Annotated in this window: 23 protein-coding genes; 10 read left to right on the top strand and 13 right to left on the bottom strand. The window is 46.2% G+C overall.

Annotated elements, in window-relative coordinates; translation table 11 throughout:
• Positions 1 to 97: 97 nt before the first annotated feature.
• The 4 genes from BAZ21_RS19960 to BAZ21_RS19975 all read right to left on the bottom strand — a co-directional run bounded on the left by BAZ21_RS19960 (position 98) and on the right by BAZ21_RS19975 (position 3,455).
• Entirely contained in the window at positions 98 to 748 is a 651-nt protein-coding gene (locus BAZ21_RS19960) for a response regulator (RefSeq protein ID WP_068504433.1), read from the bottom strand.
• A complete protein-coding gene (locus tag BAZ21_RS19965; RefSeq protein ID WP_068504435.1) occupies positions 745 to 1,974 on the bottom strand; it encodes a sensor histidine kinase in 1,230 nt (409 codons plus the stop codon). Before BAZ21_RS19965 ends, BAZ21_RS19960 begins: the two co-directional genes overlap by 4 nt.
• A gap of 354 nt (positions 1,975 to 2,328) precedes the next feature.
• Positions 2,329 to 3,123, bottom strand: a complete 795-nt coding sequence (locus tag BAZ21_RS19970) for an SDR family oxidoreductase (RefSeq protein ID WP_068504437.1) — start codon at positions 3,121 to 3,123, stop codon at positions 2,329 to 2,331.
• 23 nt (positions 3,124 to 3,146) lie between these two features.
• A complete protein-coding gene (locus BAZ21_RS19975; protein ID WP_068504439.1) occupies positions 3,147 to 3,455 on the bottom strand; it encodes a DUF1330 domain-containing protein in 309 nt (102 codons plus the stop codon).
• A gap of 137 nt (positions 3,456 to 3,592) precedes the next feature.
• Between BAZ21_RS19975 and BAZ21_RS19980 the strand changes: the two genes are divergently transcribed.
• On the top strand, positions 3,593 to 4,459 hold the full coding sequence (locus tag BAZ21_RS19980; RefSeq protein ID WP_068504441.1) for a LysR family transcriptional regulator: 867 nt from the start codon (positions 3,593 to 3,595) through the stop codon (positions 4,457 to 4,459).
• A 45-nt stretch (positions 4,460 to 4,504) separates the two neighbouring features.
• Here BAZ21_RS19980 and BAZ21_RS19985 read toward each other — a convergent pair whose 3' ends face one another.
• Positions 4,505 to 6,376 (bottom strand): fibronectin type III domain-containing protein, encoded by a 1,872-nt coding sequence (locus tag BAZ21_RS19985; protein WP_068504443.1) that lies wholly within the window; start codon positions 6,374 to 6,376, stop codon positions 4,505 to 4,507.
• Between the two features lie 217 nt (positions 6,377 to 6,593).
• On the opposite strand from BAZ21_RS19985, the gene BAZ21_RS19990 reads away from it, so the two are divergent.
• A complete protein-coding gene (locus BAZ21_RS19990; RefSeq protein ID WP_068504444.1) occupies positions 6,594 to 6,923 on the top strand; it encodes a DUF3817 domain-containing protein in 330 nt (109 codons plus the stop codon).
• 143 nt (positions 6,924 to 7,066) lie between these two features.
• On the opposite strand, the gene BAZ21_RS19995 is transcribed toward BAZ21_RS19990, so the two are convergent.
• Together BAZ21_RS19995 and BAZ21_RS20000 are read right to left on the bottom strand one after the other, a co-directional pair.
• Complete coding sequence (locus BAZ21_RS19995) at positions 7,067 to 7,318, bottom strand: YolD-like family protein (RefSeq protein ID WP_068504446.1); 252 nt, start codon at positions 7,316 to 7,318, stop codon at positions 7,067 to 7,069.
• 191 nt (positions 7,319 to 7,509) lie between these two features.
• A complete protein-coding gene (locus tag BAZ21_RS20000) occupies positions 7,510 to 8,079 on the bottom strand; it encodes a TetR/AcrR family transcriptional regulator (protein ID WP_068504448.1) in 570 nt (189 codons plus the stop codon).
• 136 nt (positions 8,080 to 8,215) lie between these two features.
• Between BAZ21_RS20000 and BAZ21_RS20005 the strand changes: the two genes are divergently transcribed.
• The 7 genes from BAZ21_RS20005 (at position 8,216) to BAZ21_RS20035 (ending at position 16,149) form a co-directional block, all read left to right on the top strand.
• Complete coding sequence (locus BAZ21_RS20005; protein ID WP_373441564.1) at positions 8,216 to 9,679, top strand: DHA2 family efflux MFS transporter permease subunit; 1,464 nt, start codon at positions 8,216 to 8,218, stop codon at positions 9,677 to 9,679.
• A gap of 178 nt (positions 9,680 to 9,857) precedes the next feature.
• A complete protein-coding gene (gene nikA, locus BAZ21_RS20010) occupies positions 9,858 to 11,399 on the top strand; it encodes a nickel ABC transporter substrate-binding protein (RefSeq protein ID WP_068504453.1) in 1,542 nt (513 codons plus the stop codon).
• Between the two features lies 1 nt (position 11,400).
• The gene (gene nikB / locus BAZ21_RS20015; protein WP_068504455.1) at positions 11,401 to 12,345 is read left to right on the top strand and encodes a nickel ABC transporter permease; all 945 of its coding nucleotides are present in this window, start codon (positions 11,401 to 11,403) and stop codon (positions 12,343 to 12,345) included.
• Positions 12,342 to 13,196, top strand: a complete 855-nt coding sequence (gene nikC / locus BAZ21_RS20020) for a nickel transporter permease (protein WP_068504456.1) — start codon at positions 12,342 to 12,344, stop codon at positions 13,194 to 13,196. The genes nikB and nikC overlap by 4 nt, the downstream gene beginning before the upstream one ends.
• Before the next feature lie 7 nt (positions 13,197 to 13,203).
• On the top strand, positions 13,204 to 14,037 hold the full coding sequence (locus tag BAZ21_RS20025) for an ABC transporter ATP-binding protein (RefSeq protein WP_068504458.1): 834 nt from the start codon (positions 13,204 to 13,206) through the stop codon (positions 14,035 to 14,037).
• Entirely contained in the window at positions 14,030 to 14,872 is an 843-nt protein-coding gene (locus BAZ21_RS20030; protein ID WP_068504460.1) for an ABC transporter ATP-binding protein, read from the top strand. The genes BAZ21_RS20025 and BAZ21_RS20030 overlap by 8 nt, the downstream gene beginning before the upstream one ends.
• Positions 14,839 to 16,149 (top strand): MATE family efflux transporter, encoded by a 1,311-nt coding sequence (locus BAZ21_RS20035; RefSeq protein WP_068504463.1) that lies wholly within the window; start codon positions 14,839 to 14,841, stop codon positions 16,147 to 16,149. Before BAZ21_RS20030 ends, BAZ21_RS20035 begins: the two co-directional genes overlap by 34 nt.
• Positions 16,150 to 16,605: 456 nt before the next feature.
• Here BAZ21_RS20035 and katA read toward each other — a convergent pair whose 3' ends face one another.
• The 6 genes from katA to BAZ21_RS20065 form a co-directional block, all read right to left on the bottom strand.
• A complete protein-coding gene (gene katA / locus BAZ21_RS20040) occupies positions 16,606 to 18,063 on the bottom strand; it encodes a catalase KatA (protein ID WP_068504464.1) in 1,458 nt (485 codons plus the stop codon).
• A gap of 203 nt (positions 18,064 to 18,266) precedes the next feature.
• On the bottom strand, positions 18,267 to 18,869 hold the full coding sequence (gene cysC / locus BAZ21_RS20045) for an adenylyl-sulfate kinase (protein ID WP_068504466.1): 603 nt from the start codon (positions 18,867 to 18,869) through the stop codon (positions 18,267 to 18,269).
• Positions 18,870 to 18,947: 78 nt separating this feature from the next.
• Entirely contained in the window at positions 18,948 to 19,847 is a 900-nt protein-coding gene (locus BAZ21_RS20050) for a TIGR02452 family protein (protein ID WP_068504468.1), read from the bottom strand.
• Entirely contained in the window at positions 19,844 to 20,335 is a 492-nt protein-coding gene (locus tag BAZ21_RS20055; RefSeq protein WP_068504470.1) for an NADAR family protein, read from the bottom strand. Before BAZ21_RS20055 ends, BAZ21_RS20050 begins: the two co-directional genes overlap by 4 nt.
• Positions 20,336 to 20,364: 29 nt before the next feature.
• Complete coding sequence (locus tag BAZ21_RS20060; RefSeq protein ID WP_068504472.1) at positions 20,365 to 21,270, bottom strand: NUDIX hydrolase; 906 nt, start codon at positions 21,268 to 21,270, stop codon at positions 20,365 to 20,367.
• 322 nt (positions 21,271 to 21,592) lie between these two features.
• A complete protein-coding gene (locus BAZ21_RS20065) occupies positions 21,593 to 22,654 on the bottom strand; it encodes a DUF1835 domain-containing protein (protein WP_068504474.1) in 1,062 nt (353 codons plus the stop codon).
• Positions 22,655 to 22,790: 136 nt separating this feature from the next.
• Here BAZ21_RS20065 and glsA point away from each other — a divergent pair, with 136 nt between their 5' ends.
• Entirely contained in the window at positions 22,791 to 23,729 is a 939-nt protein-coding gene (glsA, locus tag BAZ21_RS20070; RefSeq protein WP_068504476.1) for a glutaminase A, read from the top strand.
• Positions 23,730 to 23,783 lie beyond the last annotated feature (54 nt).

Below are 23,783 nucleotides of genomic sequence, written 5' to 3' on the forward strand. Positions count from 1 at the left end.
TTATAACAATTAACAAACAAAAAAATCGTACATAAGGGCAAGCACCTCATGTACGATAGGGCAATTTCGAATATATACAGGCTTTTATTAGCTATTTTTAAAGATGCAGGATTCCACGTTCCAGAGACACGGCTACCGCTTCAGACCGGGAATCGACACCAAGTTTGTTATAAATGTTTGTTAAATGCGCTTTCACTGTCCGCTCCGAAATCCCCATGTCAAACGCTATTTCCTTGCTCCTAAGCCCTCGTGCAACGGACTGTAATACGATCCTTTCTTTTTCGCTCAGAATGGAAGTATCTTCATGCTGCTCGTTCTTGACCTCTCTCTTACTTGTTTTAGCAAAAACTCTGGCTGTAATTTCCGGCTGAAGAAGTGTCTCTCCCCTTAATGCGGATTCAATCGTCCGAAACAAATTTTCACGGCTGGTATCTTTTAATAAATATCCTTTGGCCCCCAAAGAGAGTCCCTGAATCATTAAATCATCCTCGTTATAGGTGGTCAGGATAATAACCGGCGTTTCATTTTGCTTCTCTTTTAAAGCTTTCATTGTTTCCAATCCGCTCATATGTGGCATATATAGATCCATTAGGATTACATCTGGCTGAAGCTCCTCAACCAGGGCAAGCGCTGTTGCTCCTTCTTCCGCTTCACCAACAACTTCGTAGCTGTCATTTGTCTCTATAACAAGCTTTAGCCCTTCTCTAACCACCCAATGATCATCTACGATTAATATTTTATATTTCATAAAATGTCTCCTTTAGCAAGGGGTGCCTCTAGTTTAACAGTTGTTCCTTCTTGAGCTGTGCTGTTGATCTTGATGGTTCCGCCCAGCAGACGCGCACGCTCGTAAATGCCTATTAGTCCATAATGTCCTGTTTGTCTTGCAATGATATTTGTATTAAATCCTTTTCCATCATCACGGATCTCTATAGAAAGTATGCCTTGATGATCTAAAATATGGATCCATACGTTCTTGGCATGCGAGTGCCTGGCTACATTCGTTAGACATTCACTTATGATGTGTAGTCCATGCTCAATCATCACCCTGGATACCGAGGCTTTAATCTTGATGTCCAGCGATGTTTGAATTCCGGTAGCCATCGTAAAACGCTGTGCTTCTTCCCGGATTGCATCAGCAAAGTCGACTTCCGAGGCTGATTTTGAGCGCAGATTGTCTATTGCCCGTCGTGAGTCAGCCAGCGCCTTGCGTGCTTGTGACATGGACTGCTGAACGATTTCATGAGCTCTCTGCGCGCTGCCTTTTGTCAGGTGAGCATCTATGGCTTCCAGCTGCATAATAAGCCCGGCAAGACCTTGAGCCAGTGTATCATGCAAATCCCGGGCCATGCGTTGCCGTTCATTGGCTAGTGTAAGCTCTTCCACTTTTTGATGTGCAAGCTCCAGCTCAGCAAGAAAGTTCTGGGTACGAATCCGTGCATTAACCTGCCTGTAGAAAAGATTAGCGTAGGCAGCTACGATAATGGTTAGCAGAATGAGCACTGAAATAAATAACACGGAGCTATCGCTATCGTAGCTCCATATCATGTAAGAACAAAAAAGAAGATAAAAACTAATAAACACCAATACAACTTTTTTCGCTTGATAATAAACACCTATGCTTTGACCGATTAAAACCGGGATTAATCCAACCAGCACAATTGGAAAGCTTTTAGGCAGAAGAAAGGCGCTTGAAAAGATGATGGCTCCTTGAATAATAAAATAAAACCATGAACAGTAGTGTAGAACTTTACGAACATGCCAGTACAAAAGTATGTGCACAATCAGGGCCAAGGAAAACAAAATACTTTGAAACGGTAGTAATGTATATTTACTCTCAAAAATAAGCCCTTCACTATGAATCAAAATGACCCATATTATAATGGGAACTCTGGATGTGCTAATTCGCTCTCTATCGCCGTCGTTTATCTTCAAATTTACACCTTGATCATGTTCATTGGATTCTTTGTCCATAGTCCACCTCTTTATGTCTTTGGTTCAACTTTTATATTTTATCATTTTGCGGCTTTAGTTAAAAAAATAAAACGATTCCTCTAGCCATTTTACAAAATAATGGAGTTAAAAAAAACGTACACATGGGCGAGATCGTGTGTACGTTTGGGCAAAAAATAAATGTTCGTATGCAAATATATTCAATATAAATCATGAGCTCCCCCATTTATATATGTAAAAAAGTACATATTTTTCTTCGATCACCTACTGCTCATCAATGCGGGATGGGTGTAAACATCGAAATTCCGATCAGTCGAATATCGACATGATCGGAATTTACCCAAGAACCAGATATAATCGGCTATATTTATAGCCTTAGACAGTAGGAACCGTTCCACCATCGATGACATAGTTGGCGCCTGTAATGGAGCCGGCACGGTCAGAAGCCAAGAATGCTACCAATTCGGCAACTTCTTCCGGATAACCGGGACGGCCTAAAGGAATGCCTCCCAAAGCATCCATTACGGATTGAAGCGCGCTCTCAACACTGCCTGTTACTTTAGCAATATTCTCCATCATTGCATCAGCAGCAGTGGTTTGGATAAATCCTGGTGATACGGTATTAATACGGATTCCTTTGGGAGAAAACTCCTTGGATAAGCTTTTGCTATAGTTAGTCAAAGCAGCTTTGGAAGCAGCATAAGGTACAGTTGACTCGTACAGCGGCAATTTGCCTTGAATAGATGAAATGTGAATAATTACACCTTTGCCCTTGTCCAGCATCAACGGAAGCAATCCACGATCCAGACGAACAGCAGCAAGTAAATTCCAATTTAAGGTTTCCATCCAGTTTTCATCTGTTGCTGCCAGAGCCCCACCTGGAGGAGTATTAGAACCGCCAACATTATTGACTAAGATGTCAATGGTTCCAAAACGCTCTTGAACTGCCTGGACAACTTTTCCTACACCTTCAAGGGTTGAAATGTCTGCTTGAACAAACAAGTTAGGATCAGCAAGCTCATCCGGAATGGAACGTGCAGTCGTCAGGACGGTAGCACCAGCCGCCGCAAATCTTTGAGCGATCTTTTCCCCCATCCCTTTAGTACCGCCTGTTACAAGCACTTTCTTACCTTCGAATTCAGTCATTGGGTTTGCATAAGTGATAGCCATTAAATTTGATCTCCTCCTTTTATTCAAACGCCCTTCTCCTCTTTCGGAATTCCTTCAATAATCATTCCACGGTAGGTTCCGCCCTTCAATCGGTGCTGCACGGCATCCTGATAGGCGGGGCTATAATACCAAGCTTTTGCTTCCTCAAAACTAGGGAACTCCAGCAACGCAGCTCCTTCAGCTTCAGGTCCCTCGATGACTTCATGCATGCCATACACGGCTAGTGGTGTAACAGGGTGTCCTTCCAACCCAGCTGGAGCTTTAGCGGAATAAATATTGAGTTCTTCCGGATCATTCGTTTTCTCCCGTATAAAAATGACATAGGCCGTCATACTGGATTACAACTCCTTTCGTTATTTGTGAAGTCTCCCAAACCCAAAGTTATTGTAATCTTGACATGAATTGATTGTCTAATTTATAGTTTTAATGAAATCTATTATTATTATTCATAATTCAAGAGGTGTTCCTATTGGAGCTTACACAATTGCAGTATTTTTTAACGGTTGCCCGTCTCCAACATATGACCAGCGCATCCAAGGCGCTTAACATAACCCAACCTGCATTAAGTCATGCGATTTCCAAACTGGAAAATGAACTCGGAATTCCACTATTTGAACGGAATGGCCGGAATGTAGAGCTCAACCGATACGGGAGAATATTTAGCAAATGGGTCGAGGAAGCCCTGAATAATCTTGAAAAGGGAAAACAGGAGATTGAAGAATCGTCCAATCCCGATTATGGTGTCATACACATTTCTTATTTGAACATTTTGGGTATTGATCTGGTTCCAGCTTTAATCAGGGATTATCAGATCACCAATCCGAATGTGCGTTTTGATTTGACACAAGGTAACCTTGGCGACATCAACGAGCATTTTGATAAAGGCCATTCCGATTTGATGATTACTTCAAGAGAGTCCACCGTAGACAATCATGAATGGATTGTTATACAGAAAACGCCTTTGTATATTGTCGTTTCTGATCAGCATCCTTTCGCCAACCGATCCTCTTTAAGTTTGTTTGATTTATCCGGTGAACCCTTTGTTGGTCTTAAGAACAATTGCGGGCTAAAAGCCACCATAACGTCCCGCTTCGAAAATACAGGTTTTATGCTGAGTTCCACTTTTGATGCAGAAGATTTGCCCACAGTGGCGGGGTTTATTAAAGCCGGGCTTGGGGTATCGGTGCTTCCCAAAACCTTCGGCTTAATGCTCGATGGACTTGTATGGGTTCCGATTCAGGAGGAAGGCTGGGAATGGGAAGTAGGATTGAAATGGAGAAAAGACCGCTATATATCTCCAGCGGCCAAGCGATTTATTGATTATATAAGCTCATAAAAAGAGTTCCAAAGTAAAAACTATGGAACTCTTTTTAGAGAAGTATTATTTTGTAATCGTAATTTGCTTGGATGCAGTATTATAGTTCACCTGATAGCCCGAAAGTTCGCTAATCACTCGTAATGGAACAAGCGTGTAGCCGTTAATAATAACCGGAGCTGTGATGTTCGTCGAGTAATTCCGGGAGTTGTTTAACTCATACACGGCAAGGGTCGAATTCTTGACTTGGAGCACCACTTGTTTGCCGTCAGTAGGGCGATTCATAATGATTTTTTTGGTCGCTTTATCATAGTTTACCTGGTAGCCCACCCGTTCACTGATAAAGCGCAACGGGACCATCGTTACCCCATTTATGATTCGCGGAGCCTGAGCCATCGTCGTAGCACGACCATCGACATAAGCTGCTTTAGCTCCTGGTGTCAGGGTGAACGAAGTTGAATATGAGGAAACCGCATTGTTAGAGTTTGAGGACGTTGTACCGGAAGTGGTTGTAGTAGTGCTCGTCCCGGACGATGAACTACTGGTACCAATCGCTCGATTGCGAATAGCTTCCAGCCGATCCAGCAGGTCGCTTTTACGTGTCCCGCTCGGCAGATCACTGATTGCGTCTCTGGCAGAGCGCCAGTCGGAAGCATTCAGACTGTTTTCCGCAATTCGCATCAAATCTCTTGCTTTCTCATAGTTCGATGAATAGGATGACGACGACGAGGAATCACTATAACTGTCTGCGCGTTCCGAGATCTTTACACCGTCAGATTCCCTTCCACTGCTATTTACCGTTGTGACCTTAATCTCATACCAGCGTCCTTCACGCAAACCCGTAATTTTATAGGATTCGGAGGATGTAGTCCCCTTGTAGTCACCATCAGCATATATTTTCACTTTTTCAGCCGAACTCGGCATATCGTAGGTGATTTTGATCCAGGTATCACTCTTGCTATCTACATCAAGATTGGAAACTTCCGACGAATTGGAAGACGTGCTGTTCGTTGTAGCAGTCAGCCTTACACCGGAGGACAATGCACCTGTGCTTCGTTTGGATTTAATCGTAAATGAATACGACGTTCCTGATGAAAGATTGTTGAATGTGTAAGACGTGCCTGTTGAGTCTGTGATCAGTGTTCCGTCCCGATATAAACTGACCGTACTAATTCCGCTGGGCCTCGTCCAGGAAACAGTAACGCTATAGTTATTAACTGATGTCACTGAAGCTCCTGTCACTTCCGGCACTGTATCGACGGTGAGCGCTGAGGTCGTAACCGGAATACTGATGCCTCCAGATATGTTGCCGGATTTGTCTATAGTCCTGATCGTTACTGTATAGCTTGTGGAAGCAATCAATCCACTAAACGTATAGGACGTCCCTGTAGTTCGCTGCATTTCCTTGCCATTTAAATAGATAATAGCTTGGCTCAAGTCTGCATCCTTGGGCATTATGTAATTTACGGTAAAAGCGTTGTACCCCAAATTCGTCACGCTCAGCCCGCTTACCTCTCCTGGAGGCGTCTTATCTACAGGAGCATCCACGGAAGCAGTCTTGGCCTGTATTATAGTGCCCGGAGAATCATTCCCACTTTTATCCACCGTCTTTACCCGGAAGGTATATGCCGTATTCGGCTGTAAGCCACTCAACGTATAAGAGTTGCTTCGAATGTTGTCTACATACACAGCGTTACTGACACCGATCACCTGTACATGGTCAAAATTGATGTCCGACGGGTTAGTCCAAGACAAATTCACCCTTGTTGTATCTAGCGCAGCCGCATTCAAATTGCTTACCTCCGCTGGTGCAACACTCAGAGCAGCGGATTGGCTCGCCAACGCATCCGTTCCTCCCCAGATGCCATATCCCGTATTTAAAATCAGTGTAGCCGTTGCGAACGGAGCCATCCATTGGCGCAAACGCTTTTTATTCATGGTCAATGCTCTCCTTAATGGTTACATGTTCATTTAAATGTTATCGGAATTATCATAGAGAATGTTTAGGGCTTCACCTTATTTGATGTTAGGTGAAAACTCAGACAGCCCCTTGGATATGCTGTAAATATTCGATATATCGTAACTTTTTACCGTTTTATAACATCGGTTTGTAGGTTATATTAAATTTTAATTAATAAAAGAAAGGAGATTTATGATGTTCAGAAATGCATTGAAGACCTTTGGTTTCATCGGTAATGTTGAAGCGATTTCATATTTGTTGCTCGTATGTATCGCCATGCCTCTTAAATACGCAGCCGGAATGCCGCAAATGGTAAGCTGGGTGGGGATGATTCATGGGGTATTGTTCGTGGCTTATGTGGCTGCGACTGTAGTCATGCTGATTTTACGGAAAATAACAATACTGCAAGGGCTTATGGCCTTGATTGCCTCACTGCTGCCATTCGGGCCTTTCATTTTTGATCGTAAGGTGCTGAAGAAAGCTGAAGCACGCGGTAATAACACGACTCCTATAAAGGCCACATAAGCATGTACGAGGTTTCTTCCTCTCTCATGCGACATATATACAAAAACAACCGATGGCTTCAAACCACTCGGTTGTTTTTTTGTATAAAGATTATAAAATGCTGCTTTTTTAGGTTTGCCTTCTACTTAACTATGTAAGCTTGACTAATCTCTCGGGTAATTGACACTCATAATGTCCATAAAAGGAACCTTATCCGTTTCACCATTATTCTCTACATGAACTCTTCCCGTTCTTGGGTCCAATTTGACGATCTGTCCGCGGACTGCTTCTTCACGCCCCCAGACGGTCAATACAACTTCGGATTGCTCTTGTTGTGCCTCTACAAGCTGATTTCCGATTTCCTCCAGCACAAATTCATCCCGAGTAGGCCGTTTGGCCACCTTCGCCTTTGCCACTTGCTTTCACCCTCTCTTTCGTACAAAATCAAATTCATTCCATTTTACCATACTTTTCATCATTTGGTGCTGGTAATCTGAGTAAAATTTCATCCACGGGTACATAAAAAGAGCCGATTTCTCAAGACAAGAAAATCGGCTCTCTAAAGTCATTGGTTAGAGCTTATTTCGGAGCGTTTTGAAGGTTCTGGTTATTTGATCAGCTGTGGAATATAATCCACTACATTATAAATGGGAGCACTGCTCTGTTGAGTAACGGCCAGTATTAAAGCTCCTTCCAACATGGAAATAATAAGCACTGCCAGACTACGCGCCTTTTCTTCCATCCAGCCTGCTGCCTGAAGGCGTTCCACATAGAGATGCTGCCAATCTGTAAACGTATTCACACAGGCATGGCGGAGAGATTCACTAATGCAGGAAGTTTCTGCAGCAGTCCAAAAGCCAATCGGCATGAATCCGTTAAAGCTGGTACGATCTGCCGCTTCAGCTGTGTTGCGAATAAATTCCTGGATGGCTAATACAGGATCATCGTTCCCGGCCAGGGACTCTTTTAGCTTTTGCTTAATCAGCTCATTCCCTCTTCTGATACACTCCAACGCCAGCTCTTCTTTACCATGTGGAAAATAATAGTATAGAGACCCCTTCGGGGACCCGCTTTCTGCAAGAATCTGATTAAGCCCAGTGGCGTGATACCCTTGATGAAAAAAGAGCTTCGACGCGGTTTGTACGATATTCTCATATGATTCGGGTTTAGCAGCCATATACAGCATCCTTCATTGTATAATATTTAAATTTTTACTTTGACAAAAAAATAACAGCATGTTTATTATATATAGACCGATCGTTATAATTCAATACCCATCAATATATTGGAGGAACAAAAACAACATGAGTACAATGAGTCAAACAAGCGCTCCTTCTGAACCCAAAACGTTCAAGGTGCTGCCTATTATGATTGCCCTGCTGCTTAGCGGTTTTATCGGGATGTTTAGTGAGACGGCGCTGAACATTGCGTTAAATGATTTGATGCAGATTTTGCACATTACGACAGCAACAGCCCAATGGCTGACTACGGCTTTTCTGCTGACACTCGGTATTTTGGTACCTGTATCTGGATTGCTGCTGCAAACCTTCACTACTAGACAGTTATTTGTTGCATCGTTACTTTTTTCTATTGCAGGTTGTATTGTTGCTGCGCTCGCACCTACATTTTCAGTACTATTGATCGCGCGTATTCTTCAGGCCGTCGGTACAGCACTGTTATTGCCGTTGATGTTTAATACCATCTTGATCATTTTCCCGGCTGAAAAGAGAGGCGCGGCTATGGGGATCATCGGATTGGTGATTATGTTTGCACCTGCGGTTGGACCTACCATTGCAGGACTGGTGCTACAAAATCTGTCCTGGCACTGGATTTTCTGGATCTCCCTTCCGTTCCTGGTGCTCTCGTTAATCTTCGGCATTTTATTTATGCAAAATGTTTCGAAAATTACCAAGCCGAAAATTGACATTTTATCTATTCTATTGTCTTCCATCGGCTTCGGCGGTGTCGTGTTCGGGTTCAGTAAATCCGGAGAAGGCGGCGAAGGCTGGGCCAGCCCGGTTGTTTTTCTTCCTGTGATCATCGGGCTGATCGCGTTGGTTCTGTTTTCGATGCGCCAGTTAAAAATGAAGCAGCCTATGCTGAATTTGCGTGTTTTTAAATATCCGATGTTTGTCATCGGAGTCGTGATGATCTTCCTGTGTATGATGACCATCCTTTCTACGATGTTAATTCTTCCGCTCTTTTTGCAAAAAGGGCTGGCCCTGTCCGCTTTGACAGCTGGTTTGGTGCTTCTGCCAGGTGGGATTATCAATGGTCTCTTGTCTCCCGTTATGGGCTCCCTGTTCGATAAATTTGGTCCCAAATGGCTCGTCATCCCAGGGCTTGCGATCGTTGTCGCTGTTTTGTTTTTCCTGTCCGGCATTACGACGACATCAGCTATCGTACTCATTATTGTACTTCATTGCTGCCTGATGATCGGGATTTCCATGATCATGATGCCAGCTCAGACGAATGGTCTAAACCAGCTGCCTCTGGAGCTTTACCCGGATGGAACAGCCATCATGAGCACGCTCCAGCAAGTCGCCGGTGCTATCGGTACAGCCGTAGCAGTAAGCATTCTCTCCAAAGGCATGGAAAGCTATTTGAGCCAATCCAGTATGCCTGAATCCGTAAACGAAATGGCGAATGCCATGGTATTCGGATCCCAGCATTCATTTTTCTTTGCCATGATTGTCAGTGTGATCGGCCTATTCATTGCCTTTTTTATCCGCAGAGTTCATGTCAAAAAAGGAGCAACTCAAGCTCCGATGCACTAATTGACATGCCCACAGTAAAGGCTGCTGACCTTATTTCCACGGTCAAGCAGCCTTTTTCTCTATGAATCGATATACATATTCATGCAATTACATATTTACAAAGCTCCCCCATTTGGTTACGATATGCTTTATGAAGTAAATTGTAAACATTACGATTACCATTAAGGGGGATTACCAGTTGTTTAAGCGCCCGTATTTGAAGCTATTCATACCTACAGTCATAGCGGTGATGGTGGCGGCCTGCTCATCATCACCATCAGGTTCACTCTCTTCATCTGCTGCAAACGCACCGCAAGATAAAAGTGTCACCTTATTGTTCAATGTACAAAGCTCCTCCATAGATCCGCATACGGATGTGAACTATACAGCCGTCCGCGCTGGAGTGGGTGAAACACTGATCAAAGTGAACAAAGACCTCAAGCTGGAAGCTTGGCTTGCAAAGAAATGGAACAGCAAGGATGGACAGCACTGGACCTTTAACATCCGTCCGGGCGTGAAATTCCATAGTGGTAAGCCCGTTGATGCCGTTGCTGTAAAAGCATCCCTGGAAAGAGCGCAAAAACTCAACCCATCGGTTAAAAATGCGCTGCATATTCGTGACATCCAGGCGAACGGACAGATTTTGAAGGTCACGACAGACAGGCCTTTCCCGGAATTTGCGTCTGAGCTGGTTCATCCCAATACGGCAGTCATAGATACTTCCTCAACAGATGCCCTCCCATCGGGGACGGGGCCGTTCAAGGCTGCCAGCTTTCGTGCCGGTAGTGAACTGAATTTGGAACGCAACGATCAATATTGGAACGGTGAAGTGAAATTGAAGCAGGCCAAGTTCGTATTTAACGAAGACGCCAATGCACGTCAGCTTGCTTTTCAAGCCAAGGACGTTGATATTGTATATCGTCCGCCGATTGAAAGCCTGGACCTGCTGAAAGCCGATTCCACGGTCAAGGTGGACTCTCTGCCCAGCTTGCGGACGCATCAGCTCATTTACAATATGAACAACATCAATCTGAAAAAGGCGGCCGTGCGCAAAGCCTTCGACCATCTGATTAATCGTGACGAGATTGCCAATGGCATCATGTCTGGTCAGGGGACTCCCGCTCAGGGTCCGTTCCTGTCCGACTTTCCTTTTTCGCCGGCATATGCTATGAAAAAGTTTGATTTGAGCGCTGCACGAGACAGCTTCAAGCAAGCTGGATATTCAGTGCAAGACGGCAAAGTGAAAGCGCCCGATGGACAAGCGCTTCATCTCACGTTATTGACCTATCAGTCAAGGGCAGAGCTTCCGCTCATTTCACAGCTAATCCAGGCTAACGCCAAGGAGCTCGGTATTACGATTGATATCCGGCAGGTCGATAATATCGACGAATATCTTGCCGCTCATCAGGATTGGGATTTGGCAACTTACAGCAGCATTACGGCTCCGCGCGGCGATGCGAGCTATTATCTGAATGCGGCTTACATGCCTGAGGGAGCACTGAATTATGGACATGTGCATGTACCAGAACTGGAGGCTATTATTACGAAGCTGAATACAACGGTGAATGAGGAACAGCGCAGCAAGCTGGCGCTGAAGGCTGTCTCGATGATTGATCAGGAAACCCTGCAATCCTTTCTCGTTCATCCGAACAACGTAGTGGCCTACCGCAATTACGTACATAACTGGGTAACAAGCCAAAGTGAGTACTATCTGCTGACCCAGGACCTGGATGTGGACTAGCATGCTCAAATCCATCACCAAAAGGCTTCTTGAACTGGTATTGTTCTTTCTTATTCTTTCCTTTATAAGCTTTTGTCTGCTCAAGCTGGTTCCGGGCGATCCCGTCCGGAGCATTCTCCGGGTAGATGATGTAGCTGTTTCCAATCAGCAATTAGCGGATATGCGCAGTCAGCTCGGACTGGATCAGTCGTTACCTGTGCAATATGGCAAGTGGCTGGTTCAGTTGCTTCAGTTTGATTTTGGACAGTCTTATTTAACCCATCGTCCGGTATTTGCAGAGTTTATGGAAAAACTGCCTTATACACTCCTGCTGACCGGAGGCTCTCTGTTCATCATGCTGCTCATTGCGCTTCCGATGGGAACGATGGCTGCGCTGTATCGTAACCGCTGGATTGACAATGCCAGTCGTATGTTTGCCCTGATCGGCTCTTCGATTCCCAGCTTTTGGCTGGGTCTCTTGTTTATCGAGTGGTTTGCGGTTAAACTGCGTATTTTGCCGTCAATGGGTGAAGGAACTATTTTTCATCTGGTGCTCCCTTCCCTTACCTTGGGACTGGCGATGGCGGCCGTTTATGTACGAATAATCCGCGCCAGTCTAATTGAAAGCTCGGGACAAGATTTTATCAAGGCGGCGCAAGCCCGGGGAATCAGTCCGGCTCGCATCTTTTTCAGACATATGTTCCGGCACAGTCTTGTCCCACTCATTACCGTATTCAGTGAGAGCATAGGCAGTCTATTGGGAGGTACGGTTGTAATTGAAGTACTATTCGCCTATCCAGGGCTGGGCAAATGGATTGTGGATGCAATTGCCGCAAGGGATTATCCCATTATTCAGGGTTATACACTGTTTATGGCCGTGTTCATTGTATGTATCAATATGGCGGTAGAGCTATCCTACCGTTGGATTAATCCCGAAATAGCTTTGAAGGAGAAACGTCAATCATGATAAAATCCTCTCATGCGGAAAGCAGGCAGTTCGTTAGTCCGCAACGGTCCAGAACTTGGATTATGCTGCTCTCTATCCTGCTCATTCTTGCAGCAATTACAGTGATTCCGCTCCTTGCTCCCCAAGATCCGTACCGTATTCAGATGGGGAATCGGCTCCAGCCGATCAGTGCGGCCTACTGGCTGGGAACCGATCATTTGGGCAGAGATGTGCTATCAAGAGTGATGACAGGACTTCGAACGACTGTAGGGACCAGCTTGTTGATCTTGGCTGTTTCACTGGTTGTCGGGGTTCCGCTCGGCCTGCTGTCAGGATTTGTCGGGGGATGGGTTGATCGTATATTCAAACGAGTGGTCGATGCTTTCATGACATTACCCGATTATATTTTTGCGATTGTGCTGAGCGGTCTGCTTGGACCAGGCTTGATAAATCTTATTTTCGCGGTGACTGCGGTAAAATGGGTCAGTTATGCACGGCTGGTACGCAGTACCGTACTCGCGGAAAAGCAAAAGGATTATATTTCGTTATCCATACTGGCAGGCACATCCTCCCTGCAAATTGTCATGCGGCATATTCTGCCCCATGCAATTGGGAATGTCCTGGTACTGGCTGCACTGGATATTGGCAAGATCATCTTAATGATTGCCTCCCTGTCCTTTTTAGGCTTAGGTCCGCAACCGCCGATACCCGAATGGGGTGCCATGCTGAATGAAGGACGAGCATATTTTCAAATGGCTCCCCACCTGATACTGGTTCCCGGAATGGCTGTCGTGCTCACGGTGCTACTGGCGAATATGCTGGGAGACAAGCTGCGTGACCAATATGATGTTAAAACACGGACGGAGGAGTGAGCCGTATATGCTGTCTATTGAAGGCTTAACGATTCGATCAAAAGCAAAAACCGTTGTAGACCAACTGGAGCTCGCCGTTCGTCCGGGGGAGTGGTTTGCCCTTGCCGGAGAAAGCGGCAGCGGCAAAAGCATGACGGCTTCCGCAATCGGTGGGCTGCTCCCCTCTTCTTTTACAGCGCACGGGGTTATTGCCTGGAAGGGCAACAATTTGCTGAGCTTGTCCGCCAGACAAAGACGTTCCTTGCTTGGCAATGAAATCTCGTATATTTTTCAAGACTATCACGGAGCGTTTACCCCCTTTCTGCGTATAGGCAGTCAACTGGACGAGCTAATGCACGCTCATGGCAGTCCAGATCGCAAGGCGCGTAAACAGCGCTGTATAGAGGTCCTTGAGCACGTACAGCTTCCCGCCGAGCAGGTATACCGCAGCTATCCGTTCCAGCTCAGCGGCGGTCAGCTGCAACGAGCGGCTATTGCGGCCGCATTGTTGCTAAAGCCACAGCTTCTGATTGCCGACGAACCAACAACCGCGCTGGACACCCTGACAGCTCACCGGGTGCTCCAGCTCATCAACCAAGTCCGGATGGAAACCGGGATTTCTGTCCTATGGATCACTCACGATCTCCGCCATGTCCGCAAGTATGCGGATCGAATCGCGGTGATGCGTACTGGCTTGCTGGTCGAGAGTGGCGAGACACAAGCGGTGCTGGATCATCCGGCACATCCGTATACACGTCGTCTGCTGGCAGCGATTCCGCCGCTGGCTCCAAATGCTCCGGCACGTTTACCGCACAGCACCGAAGAACAAATCATATCAGAAAGGAGCGGTTTACATGGATGATCACGTCTCCTCTCTTCAACATGTAGACACATCTAATCCTGTTGTCACCGTCTCCGGTTTGACGAAGGCTTTCACCGGAGGCAAAACGGTGCTGCGCAATGTTTCTCTGTCGATTTCACCCCAAGAATGTCTGGGCATTGTCGGAGAAAGTGGTAGTGGGAAAAGCACGCTGGCTCGCTGTATTTTAACGCTGGACTCGTTTGATGAGGGTGAGCTTATGCTGGATGGGCAAGCGGTCCGGGGATTAAAGCGAAACGAGTTAAAACGGGTCCGCAGCAGGCTGGGAGCAGTATTTCAACATCCCGCAGCAGCTTTAAACTCCAGACTGACCATTCTGCAATCCTTGCTGGAACCGTTAGATCAGCTTAAGGGCTATGTCCCCTCCTATATGAAGGGCATGCCTTCGGGTCGTCGGGAAATAGCAGCGCATCTGCTCGGGATGGTCAAGCTCCCAGCCAGCTATATGGACAAGTACCCGCATCAGCTCAGCGGCGGGGAGAAACAGCGCGTAACCATTGCGCGCGCAATCAGCACAGAGCCGGACTTTATCGTGCTCGACGAGCCAACAGCAAGTCTGGATGTGACAACGCAGGCGACGGTTTTAAATCTGCTCAAGGATTTACAGGATGAACTGGGAGTGGCTTATCTGTTCATTTCCCATGATCTGGCGGCCGTACACTTCATGAGTGACCGCATTATGGTCATGAAAGATGGCAGTGTACTTGAGGATTTTGCCAAGGAAGCTCTATTCCAGTCTGATCGCCATCCATATACCCAATCTTTACTGGAGGTTTTTTCAACATGTTGCCTACCCACCGAGCCTATCTTGCTCTAGCTATCCCTTTAATTCTTTCGACGATTACAACCCCACTGCTCGGTGCGGTGGATACTGCGGTAATCGGTCATTTGAGTCATGCCTCCTTTTTAGGCGGTGTGGCTGTGGGTACTCTTATTTTTAATACTATATATTGGATGTTTGGCTTTCTGCGCGTCAGCACATCGGCATTTACCGCACAGGCAGCGGGGGCCCAAAATAACGATCAGAGCATAGCCGCGCTCATGCGCCCACTGGCCATCGCTTTACTGATCGGCGGGTTATTCATTGTACTGCAAAAGCCGATCCTGCTGGCCTCTTTACAGTTAATCCATCCTGCTCAGGATGTAGCTGCGCAGGCAGCGATATATTTTAACATTCGTATTTGGGGAGCGCCGCTTACGCTGGTACACTATGTGCTGCTCGGCTGGCTGATGGGATTATCCCGCGTGAAGGCTACCTTATTTCTGCAAATTACGATGAATGTGACCAATATGGTATTGGCCATTGCGTTCACACAAATCATGCAATGGGACGTAGCCGGTGTGGCAGGTGCTACACTCATTGCAGAGATACTCGCCTGTGTGCTCGGTTCTATTCTTGTACTTCGTTCCTCGGTCTGGAGAGAATGGCGGCAGAGTGGAAAAAAAGATTGGCAGGGCTGGTTTGGAGTATCAGAGCTGAAAAGTGTCATGGCAACGAATCTTGACCTTATGATCCGTACAGCCTGTCTGCTAACGATGTTTAATCTGTTTACATCACATAGTGCGAGCTTTGGAACCGATCAGCTTGCTGCAAATGCGATTTTGTTGCAGATTCACTACATTATGGCTTACTTCTTTGACGGATTTGCCAATGCCAGCAGCATCATGACGGGACAAGCTCGTGGTGCCGGAGATCGGAACATGCTGCAAAGAGTGATCCAGTTGTCCTGGTTCTGGACACTGCTCACCAGCGTGGTATCAGGCGGACTGTATTTTGCACTGAAGGAACCGCTTATCCGACTGTTCACAGATAACGCTACAGTGATTAGCCTGACAGGTCCATACAATGGCTGGCTTGTCGTCTTTCCGCTGGCTGCCGGGCTAGGGCTGGTATTCTACGGTGTGTTTACGGGGATGACGGTAACGTATCCAATTCGTAATTCCATGCTGATTTCGCTGGTCTTCTTTTTGGCTGCTCTCTTCTGGTGTGTTCCCCACTATGGTAATCATGGCTTATGGCTGTCCTTTATCGTATTTGCTTTGGGAAGGTCATTATTTCTTGTGATCTATTTGCCTCGCTTGAAGAGGATATAGCAGCTTATAGTGCTGACGAACGCGTCAATACGTGCTACTATGACCGCTACGCGGACGGATCATTCTTACGATCGCTGACGCTTCTACAGAATGATTCCGTCCTCTCCGCTTGCTTTATGCTGTTTAATATCATTATAAACACACCAAAATAAGCCGCAAAACCTCGTATTATTGGGGGCTTGCGGCTTTCTAGTTTTAGAATTTTTCCTTTGGTTTGTTAAACTGGAACACCTAGAAGCAGTGGAGAGAACGGAACGATTGTGGAAAAGCGGAAGCGGTCGCCTTCTGGAGACAACAGCGATTGGAGCAACGTTCCGTTCGCGGAGCGTCCACCAAAAACAGCTGCTTTATATCGTACTCAAAAGCAAAGGATATCCCATCAACCATGTACGTGGCGTTGGGATATCCTTTTTATATTACACATGGGGTTTTCTGTTAGGAGTTATAGATACCTCTCTATTCGCCTTGAGGAACGGTCAATCCCAATCCTTCGGCTACACGGCGTCCGTATTCAGGGTCAGCCTTGTAGAAATGTCCGATCTGGCGCAGCTTAATTTCGTCGCTTTCTACGGGCTTCATCGCATTTACGATATTTTGCACCAGACGTATACGCTCATCTTCACTGAGCAAGCGGTACAGGTCTCCCGGCTGTGTGTAGTGATCATGATGATCATAGGCTACACTTTGAGCTTCGCCGGACACTTCAAAAGGAGCGATTTTGTGTGCTGGGGATTCTTTGGGTCCACCGAGACTGTTAGGCTCGTAGTAGACAGAGCCACCGCCATTACTATCACTGCGCAATGCACCATCACGCTGGTAGTTGTGTACTTCCGCATGCGGACGGTTGATCGGCAGTGAATTGTGATTAGCACCTACACGGTAGCGATGTGCGTCACCGTAGGCAAACAGGCGTCCTTGCAACATTTTATCCGGAGATGCTTCAATACCCGGCACAAATGAACCCGGAGAGAACGTCGCCTGCTCTACTTCTGCAAAATAGTTCTCAGGATTGCGATTCAGCACCATACGTCCTACCTCAATCAGCGGGTAATCCTTTTGCGACCATACTTTTGTCACATCAAACGGATCAAAGCGGTAAGTGTCCGCATCCTCTAATGGCATAATCTGCACATGAAGCCTCCATGCAGGAAAATCGCCCTTTTTAATGGCATTAAACAAATCTTCTGTATGATAATCCGGATTGTCGCCGGCAATTTTCGCAGCCAAATCGACATCGAGATTTTGTACGCCCTGCTCTGTTTTAAAATGATATTTTACCCATACGGCCTGTCCCTCGGCGTTCACCCACTTGAACGTGTGACTACCAAAACCATGCATATGTCTGAGTGTAGCAGGAATTCCGCGGTCAGACATGAGGATCGTTACCTGGTGCAGTGATTCAGGAGATAAGGACCAGAAATCCCAGACCGCGTTCGGGTTTTTCAGATGAGTTTGGGGATGACGTTTTTGCGTATGAATAAAGTCTGGGAATTTAATCGCATCTCGAATAAAAAAGACCGGCGTATTATTGCCTACGAGATCATAGTTGCCTTCCTCTGTGTAAAACTTCACCGCAAAGCCACGAGGATCACGTACCGTATCAGACGAGCCCAGCTCACCCGCAACGGTAGAAAAGCGGATAAACATCGGTGTACGCTTGCCTACCTCGGACAAAAAGCTTGCTTTGGTATATGCAGACAAATCATTCGTGACTTCAAAATATCCGTGCGCTCCCGCACCTTTGGCATGAACAACACGCTCCGGCACACGTTCGCGGTTAAAATGCGCCAGCTTCTCCAGCAAATGCACATCCTGAATCAGTGTAGGTCCACGTGATCCGGCAGTGATGGAATTTTGATTATCTCCGACAGGAGCACCCCAGCTTGTAGTCAGATTAGTTGGTTGTTTACTCATGATTGAAATCACCTCTTGAATGAATTGGTTGACGATGTGTTGTAATCAAAAAGACCTCCCACCTCTGACACCATATATCTGAAAGAACCAGGCCAGGGGAAGATTCAGACGGCTTCAAAATGGAGAGGTCTATTCTATTTAAACATGGATTCCAAATTGGATAATGAAGATTTCAGGAAGATTTGAAAAAGGTTTGACGAAGATTAAAATAGCAAGGATTCCCGGTCGAGAAAATCCAGGATATCCTGAACCGACTGGGCTACCTCCCGACCTTCAGTAGATACGATGAGATCAGGCTCCAGCGGTGCTTCATAAGGAGCATCAATACCTGTAAAATGACGAATTTCTCCCGCTCGCGCTTTCTTGTACATTCCTTTTGGATCACGTCGCTCACATTCCTCCAGACTACATTCTATATAGATTTCATAGCAGCCTTCCTGCTGTAAAATCTCCTTTACCATTTTACGATCCTCACGGTAAGGGGAAATGGTGGCGCATATCGTTAGAACACCCGCATGTGCCATTAGCTTTGACACTTCAGCAATACGGCGGATATTTTCCTTACGGTCAGCGGGCAGGAAGCCCAGGTTGCGATTCAAGCCATGTCGAACATTATCCCCATCCAAAATAAACGTGCGTATGCCGCGTGCATATAATGCTTTTTCCAGTGTGGAGGATGCCGTTGACTTTCCCGAGCCAGACAGCCCCGTCAGCCAAAGCACTGGGCTTTTATGCCCATTCAGAAGCTGACGCGCTTGCCTATTAATATCTGATGCATGCCAGGTAATGTTCCGAGATGGATTCATTCAGCACTCTCCTTATCATGATGAATTACTTCTCATGAGATATTATCATAAGCATTTTTTATAGCATGATCTCCAGCTTCAGGAAAGGGCTTTTTTAAAGCTGCTTAAGGTACGTTGCCCTGCTGAATGATCCAATACTGCAAAAACAATCCGTTCAAACAATAAGGCATAGCCCTCATCTACAAGCACTTGCTTAAACCAGTTTGCGACCTCTTCCGGCTTATTGCGGAATACCCCGCAACCATAGGCTCCAAGTATGAGATGCTCTACCCCGTTTTGCTTGGCCATTCCAAGAATATAGCGGATACGCTCCAGCATCACTTCACCTATTCGGCTGACCTGCTCTGGCTCCCGTTCTCGCACGACTCCGGCATTAACAGCAGGAGCAGTCAGAAAATCGACCAGATACGGCTCATCCAGCAATGCTCCCTGATCATCCCGAAATACCGGAACTTCCGGCGAATGAATCATATAATCCGAGTAAAAACAGCTTCGTAGCTTTCGGTTATACTGGTACATTTCTTCCATTTGTGAAATGCAGGGATACAAGGCTGACGAACGAGCCAAGCTTTCCTCTTGGGCCTGGCTACCTCCGAGAAATCCACCACCCGGGTTTTTAGCTGATGCAAAATTCAAACACGCCACGTGCTCCAGCTTCTCCTGGGCCCGGAGCCTAAATGCAGCCTGCAACGTGCTTTCTCCCGTAACTTCCAGCTTTGCAGTAAGCGCCTGTTCGTCTATGGATGAGGAAGTCTCCGGTGCGCTTTTTATCTTTTGCTCTGCCTCTTGCTTTACAGCCACCAGCTGAGAAGGTGTATACAGCTTCGAGTCTGTGATCGCGTTATCCACCTCTTTTGCCATATTCACTTGTGCTTGTTGGGTATTTGTGTAATATCCTTTCTCTACAATGGATAGCGTTTCCTGTGCCATCTGTGATCGAGCATTCCGGCTGCTCCGGTGATTCATCGTACTTGTCATGATGACAATTCCTCCTTTTGCAATATATCCTCACGTAAATTCGTCAATATTTCCCCAAGCCAGTTCGTGCCTCGCCATGACTTGCGGTTGTTTATGCGGGCATCGTTTTCAGCCAAGCCTACACCCCAAATGGTGTCTGTCGGACTAGCTTCAACCAGTGTAGTTCCCTTCGTCTTAAGCAGGTGCTTGAGCAGATTCGGATTTTGTGAAAACTTGGCGTAATTACCGTCATACACAAATTGTCGGCAATTCGCCTCCCACAAGGATTGGTCAAACCCACGCACACTACGACCACGAGCCTTTTGCTCCCGAGGGGTAGGTGCCAGCATAATTTTCCGGGCCGCCTCTTCATCCCCGAAAAGCTGCGCCTTTTTAAACATCATATATTGCTCCGCACAGTTAAACTCCAATCCATCTACAACAAAATCAGAAGGATACCATTGTGAAAATGGCGAATGACTGCGATAAAAAAATGTAAACTTTTCCATGATAATTCCTCATTTCATATTCCTTTAAACTATATAAAACGTGATCTAGGCTTGAATCGGTACAGCTTGGATGGACGGTGTCCAGCCGCTTTTCTATATTCATTTGTCTCGTCCACGAGATCCGCTATTTTACGGCGGAAGGCCGCAGCGAGCAGCTCCTTGCCCAAAATAATTTCATACACCTGTTGAAGCTCACCCAATGTAAATAGGGATGCCATCAAATGAAATGCGATATCTGTATATTCAATTTTGCTGCGCAGACGCTCGATGCCGTACGCAATAATTTTGGCATGGTCAAAGGCAATTCCCTGTGAATCCAGCACTTCTCGCTTGATTTCAATCGTTTTCCCCTTCAGGATTTCGGTCACTTTTACCTTGGCTGACAGGCGAATGTCCCCATGCTTAAGAGTAATGTCAATGTCTTGTTCCCACGTGTAACCTTCCGGCTGATTCGTACGCTTTTCCTGAGCTACACTGTAATCCAACTCAAACCATTGGGCATCCGCAGCATCGTCCCCGGCTCGTACCTCCAATGAATCGTGGTCTACCAATGCCATGTAAGCGCAGCTGATGACCCGCATACGCGGATCACGTGCTACATCTCCCCAAGTGTATAGCTGCTCCATATAAATCTGATCTACATTCGTTTCGGTTTTAAGCTCGCGTCGTGCAGCTTCTTCCAGGCTTTCATCCATACCTACAAAACCACCCGGCAACGCCCACTGTCCTATGAATGGGTGCTCCCCTCTTTGGATCAAAAGAAGCTGGAGTGTCTTCTCCGGCAACTTGCGATAATTATGCTGGAGCTGATCCATTACAGTAAAAAGCAGCATATCTACCGTTACTGACGGACGCTCGTATTGAGTTGCATCATAGGCGGCCAGAAATTGCTCCTCCGTCAAGCCGTTAGGATTGTATTTTGATATTTCTGTCACTTATGTCACCTTCCTGTTCATTTATGAGTAATTGTCGCTTTCAAAAGCAAAAATAGCTTATGTAACACATTTTTAATTTTATTGTTATGATAAAAACAAAATGTTAATATCAACATAGTAATATATAATTCCGGCTTCGTCAACAGCATCCCCATGAAATCCGTAGTCAATCTCATAAGGGGGATTGCAATCCTATGTCTGAAAAAGCAAAAGAGAAACCCAGGTCTTATATGTACCGGGTTTCTCAGACATAGCTCCAATGAGGAGCACCGTGATTCGATTGGCATCCGCTATCTGGCTATCACTTCTATTTTCTTTCGTTTTACCTCTTTAATTTAACAGCATAACGATGTAGCATTCCCGGCATCCCCAGAAATTCAAGTTCACCATGAGCGATTAAATATTGAATCCGATATTCCAAAAAGGTGTCGCTTCTTAGCTGTGACCATTGTGTTAACGCCTCACCTATTATTTTTCCGGTGTTTACAAATTGCTGATTATTCTCTAAATGTAGTTCGCCAATCAAATCCAGCAAAGCCTGGTCAAAGTAATCTTCTGGTACATGAACGATTTGGTCATTGTCCCAAAGTCTCAGCACACTATCCTGTTCACTAAGCTCCAGCCACTCTTGTTCGTATCGTCGTCGGTCTTCCATGCACACAACATGAATTTTATCTTCATTTCGCTTAATGAGCCCTTCGATCTCTTTTGAATGCACCACACTCATGGATAATGGGAATGGATTCTCAGTATCAGCATTTAAACGATCATTCGACTCCCGTTCCATGGCATCCGTAACATTGATGACCTGAACAGGTGCAGCTCTTTTTCGCAGAACATATAATGCAAACCGTAATCCGATCTGCTCATGAGCATTAGACCCACACCAGATCGTGATCGACTTATCATCAGAAATTTCACTAAGAGTAGCCATCATCGGTTCAATGCGGTGCTCCCAATTGGCGTAATGGAAAGATTCATAATGAACCATCCGTTCAGCCAACCAGTTGTGACGGTTTTCTTGTCCTTCTTGTGTTTCCAGCTTCCATAACGGCCCTATGGAAAATAGATCATTAAAAGACAGCACCTTACTCTCATACCGCAACCCTGCTCCCGAAAGGCCTTGCTTCATCGAGCCCGCTGCAGACTGAGAGAACAGTAGGTGTATATGCCTTTCCCGAGTGCGCTCACGCTCCAAACGCTCATTTCGGCTTGCCTCCACATTGTTTGCCCACTGCTCCAATATGTAATTAGCCCATTCAGGATTTCTGTCCGATAAGGCTATAGCCCGCTCCAGCACACTATGTACAAAGCCTCTAAGCCTTCCACCATTTGATATCTCATTATAATCTTCATCAAAATTTGCTTTATTGTTAGATGACAAGTCATCTGCTCCTCTCAATCGGTCCAATTTAAGCTTGTCTTTCGACCGAAAATTTCTTTAGAATAAGTGTATAGCTATCACTTCTTGCTCTACAATAACAATACCACAGGATGGTTACTTGACTGGAGGAAAAGAAATGACATCGGAGTGGCAGAGACTGCAAACCAAACTGCCGGAATGGGTGGAGCAAAGCCGTCATGAGTACATACATGGCAAGGTAGCGGCGTATATTCCCGAATTGTCCAAAGCGCCGGCAGACGCGCTGGGTGTCGTTGTGATGAACGGTGCGGGTGAGACCGTGGTAGCCGGGGATACGGAGCTCCAGTTTACGATGCAGAGTATCTCAAAGGTATTTACGCTCATCCTGGCCTTGATGGATAATGGAGAGGACGTTGTCTTTTCCAAGGTAGGTATGGAGCCTACGGGAGATCGTTTTAATTCCATGTTGAAGCTGGAGCTGGTCGAGCCAGGTATTCCGTTTAATCCGCTCATTAACGCTGGAGCGATCGCCGTCTCTTCTTTGATTCGCGGAAACAGCCCGGAGGAAAGATTTGCCCGTGTCCTGCAATTTTTCCGTCTGCTTACCTGTAACGACACGCTGGAATATGACCAGGATGTCTACGATTCGGAATCTGCCACAGGCCACCTGAACCGTTCCCTTGCTTATTTTCTGATGGAAAAAGGGATTCTAAGAGGTCATGTCGAGGACGTGCTGGAGGTTTATTTCAGACATTGTGCTGTAAAAATGAACTGTACGGATTTGGCACGTATGGGACTCGTACTCGCCTACAACGGCCGTGATCCAGTTACAGGCGTACCTCTGATCCCCCGCCGCTATGTGCAGATCGCTAAAACTTTTATGACGACATGCGGCATGTATGACGCCTCTGGAGAGTTCGCCATTCAGGTTGGACTCCCCGCCAAAAGCGGTGTATCCGGCGGCATTATGACGATGGTGCCTGGACGATATGGCATTGGACTGGTGGGACCTTCCTTGAACCGTATGGGCAACAGTACAGCGGGTGTACAATTGCTGGAGACCATGTCCCGGGATTTGGATTGGAGCTTGTTTTAGTATACGAAAACAGGGGATTTCCGGCCTAATGGCTTATGGGAATCCCCTGTTTGT

The organism is Paenibacillus kribbensis (assembly GCF_001705305.1).
Classification (GTDB): domain Bacteria; phylum Bacillota; class Bacilli; order Paenibacillales; family Paenibacillaceae; genus Paenibacillus; species Paenibacillus kribbensis_B.

What these genes read in the sequence shown, in the direction of transcription:
- nikC (WP_068504456.1), top strand. Translation starts at nt 12,342, where the DNA reads ATGATAAAATCCTCTCATGCGGAAAGCAGGCAGTTCGTTAGTCCGCAA.
- BAZ21_RS19985 (WP_068504443.1), bottom strand. Translation starts at nt 6,376, where the DNA reads ATGAATAAAAAGCGTTTGCGCCAATGGATGGCTCCGTTCGCAACGGCT.
- BAZ21_RS20005 (WP_373441564.1), top strand. Translation starts at nt 8,216, where the DNA reads ATGAGTCAAACAAGCGCTCCTTCTGAACCCAAAACGTTCAAGGTGCTG.
- BAZ21_RS20025 (WP_068504458.1), top strand. Translation starts at nt 13,204, where the DNA reads ATGCTGTCTATTGAAGGCTTAACGATTCGATCAAAAGCAAAAACCGTT.
- BAZ21_RS19990 (WP_068504444.1), top strand. Translation starts at nt 6,594, where the DNA reads ATGTTCAGAAATGCATTGAAGACCTTTGGTTTCATCGGTAATGTTGAA.
- nikB (WP_068504455.1), top strand. Translation starts at nt 11,401, where the DNA reads ATGCTCAAATCCATCACCAAAAGGCTTCTTGAACTGGTATTGTTCTTT.
- BAZ21_RS20000 (WP_068504448.1), bottom strand. Translation starts at nt 8,079, where the DNA reads ATGGCTGCTAAACCCGAATCATATGAGAATATCGTACAAACCGCGTCG.
- BAZ21_RS20055 (WP_068504470.1), bottom strand. Translation starts at nt 20,335, where the DNA reads ATGGAAAAGTTTACATTTTTTTATCGCAGTCATTCGCCATTTTCACAA.
- BAZ21_RS19975 (WP_068504439.1), bottom strand. Translation starts at nt 3,455, where the DNA reads ATGACGGCCTATGTCATTTTTATACGGGAGAAAACGAATGATCCGGAA.
- BAZ21_RS20030 (WP_068504460.1), top strand. Translation starts at nt 14,030, where the DNA reads ATGGATGATCACGTCTCCTCTCTTCAACATGTAGACACATCTAATCCT.
- BAZ21_RS19970 (WP_068504437.1), bottom strand. Translation starts at nt 3,123, where the DNA reads ATGGCTATCACTTATGCAAACCCAATGACTGAATTCGAAGGTAAGAAA.
- glsA (WP_068504476.1), top strand. Translation starts at nt 22,791, where the DNA reads ATGACATCGGAGTGGCAGAGACTGCAAACCAAACTGCCGGAATGGGTG.
- katA (WP_068504464.1), bottom strand. Translation starts at nt 18,063, where the DNA reads ATGAGTAAACAACCAACTAATCTGACTACAAGCTGGGGTGCTCCTGTC.
- BAZ21_RS20035 (WP_068504463.1), top strand. Translation starts at nt 14,839, where the DNA reads ATGTTGCCTACCCACCGAGCCTATCTTGCTCTAGCTATCCCTTTAATT.
- BAZ21_RS20050 (WP_068504468.1), bottom strand. Translation starts at nt 19,847, where the DNA reads ATGACAAGTACGATGAATCACCGGAGCAGCCGGAATGCTCGATCACAG.
- BAZ21_RS19965 (WP_068504435.1), bottom strand. Translation starts at nt 1,974, where the DNA reads ATGGACAAAGAATCCAATGAACATGATCAAGGTGTAAATTTGAAGATA.
- BAZ21_RS19960 (WP_068504433.1), bottom strand. Translation starts at nt 748, where the DNA reads ATGAAATATAAAATATTAATCGTAGATGATCATTGGGTGGTTAGAGAA.
- cysC (WP_068504466.1), bottom strand. Translation starts at nt 18,869, where the DNA reads ATGAATCCATCTCGGAACATTACCTGGCATGCATCAGATATTAATAGG.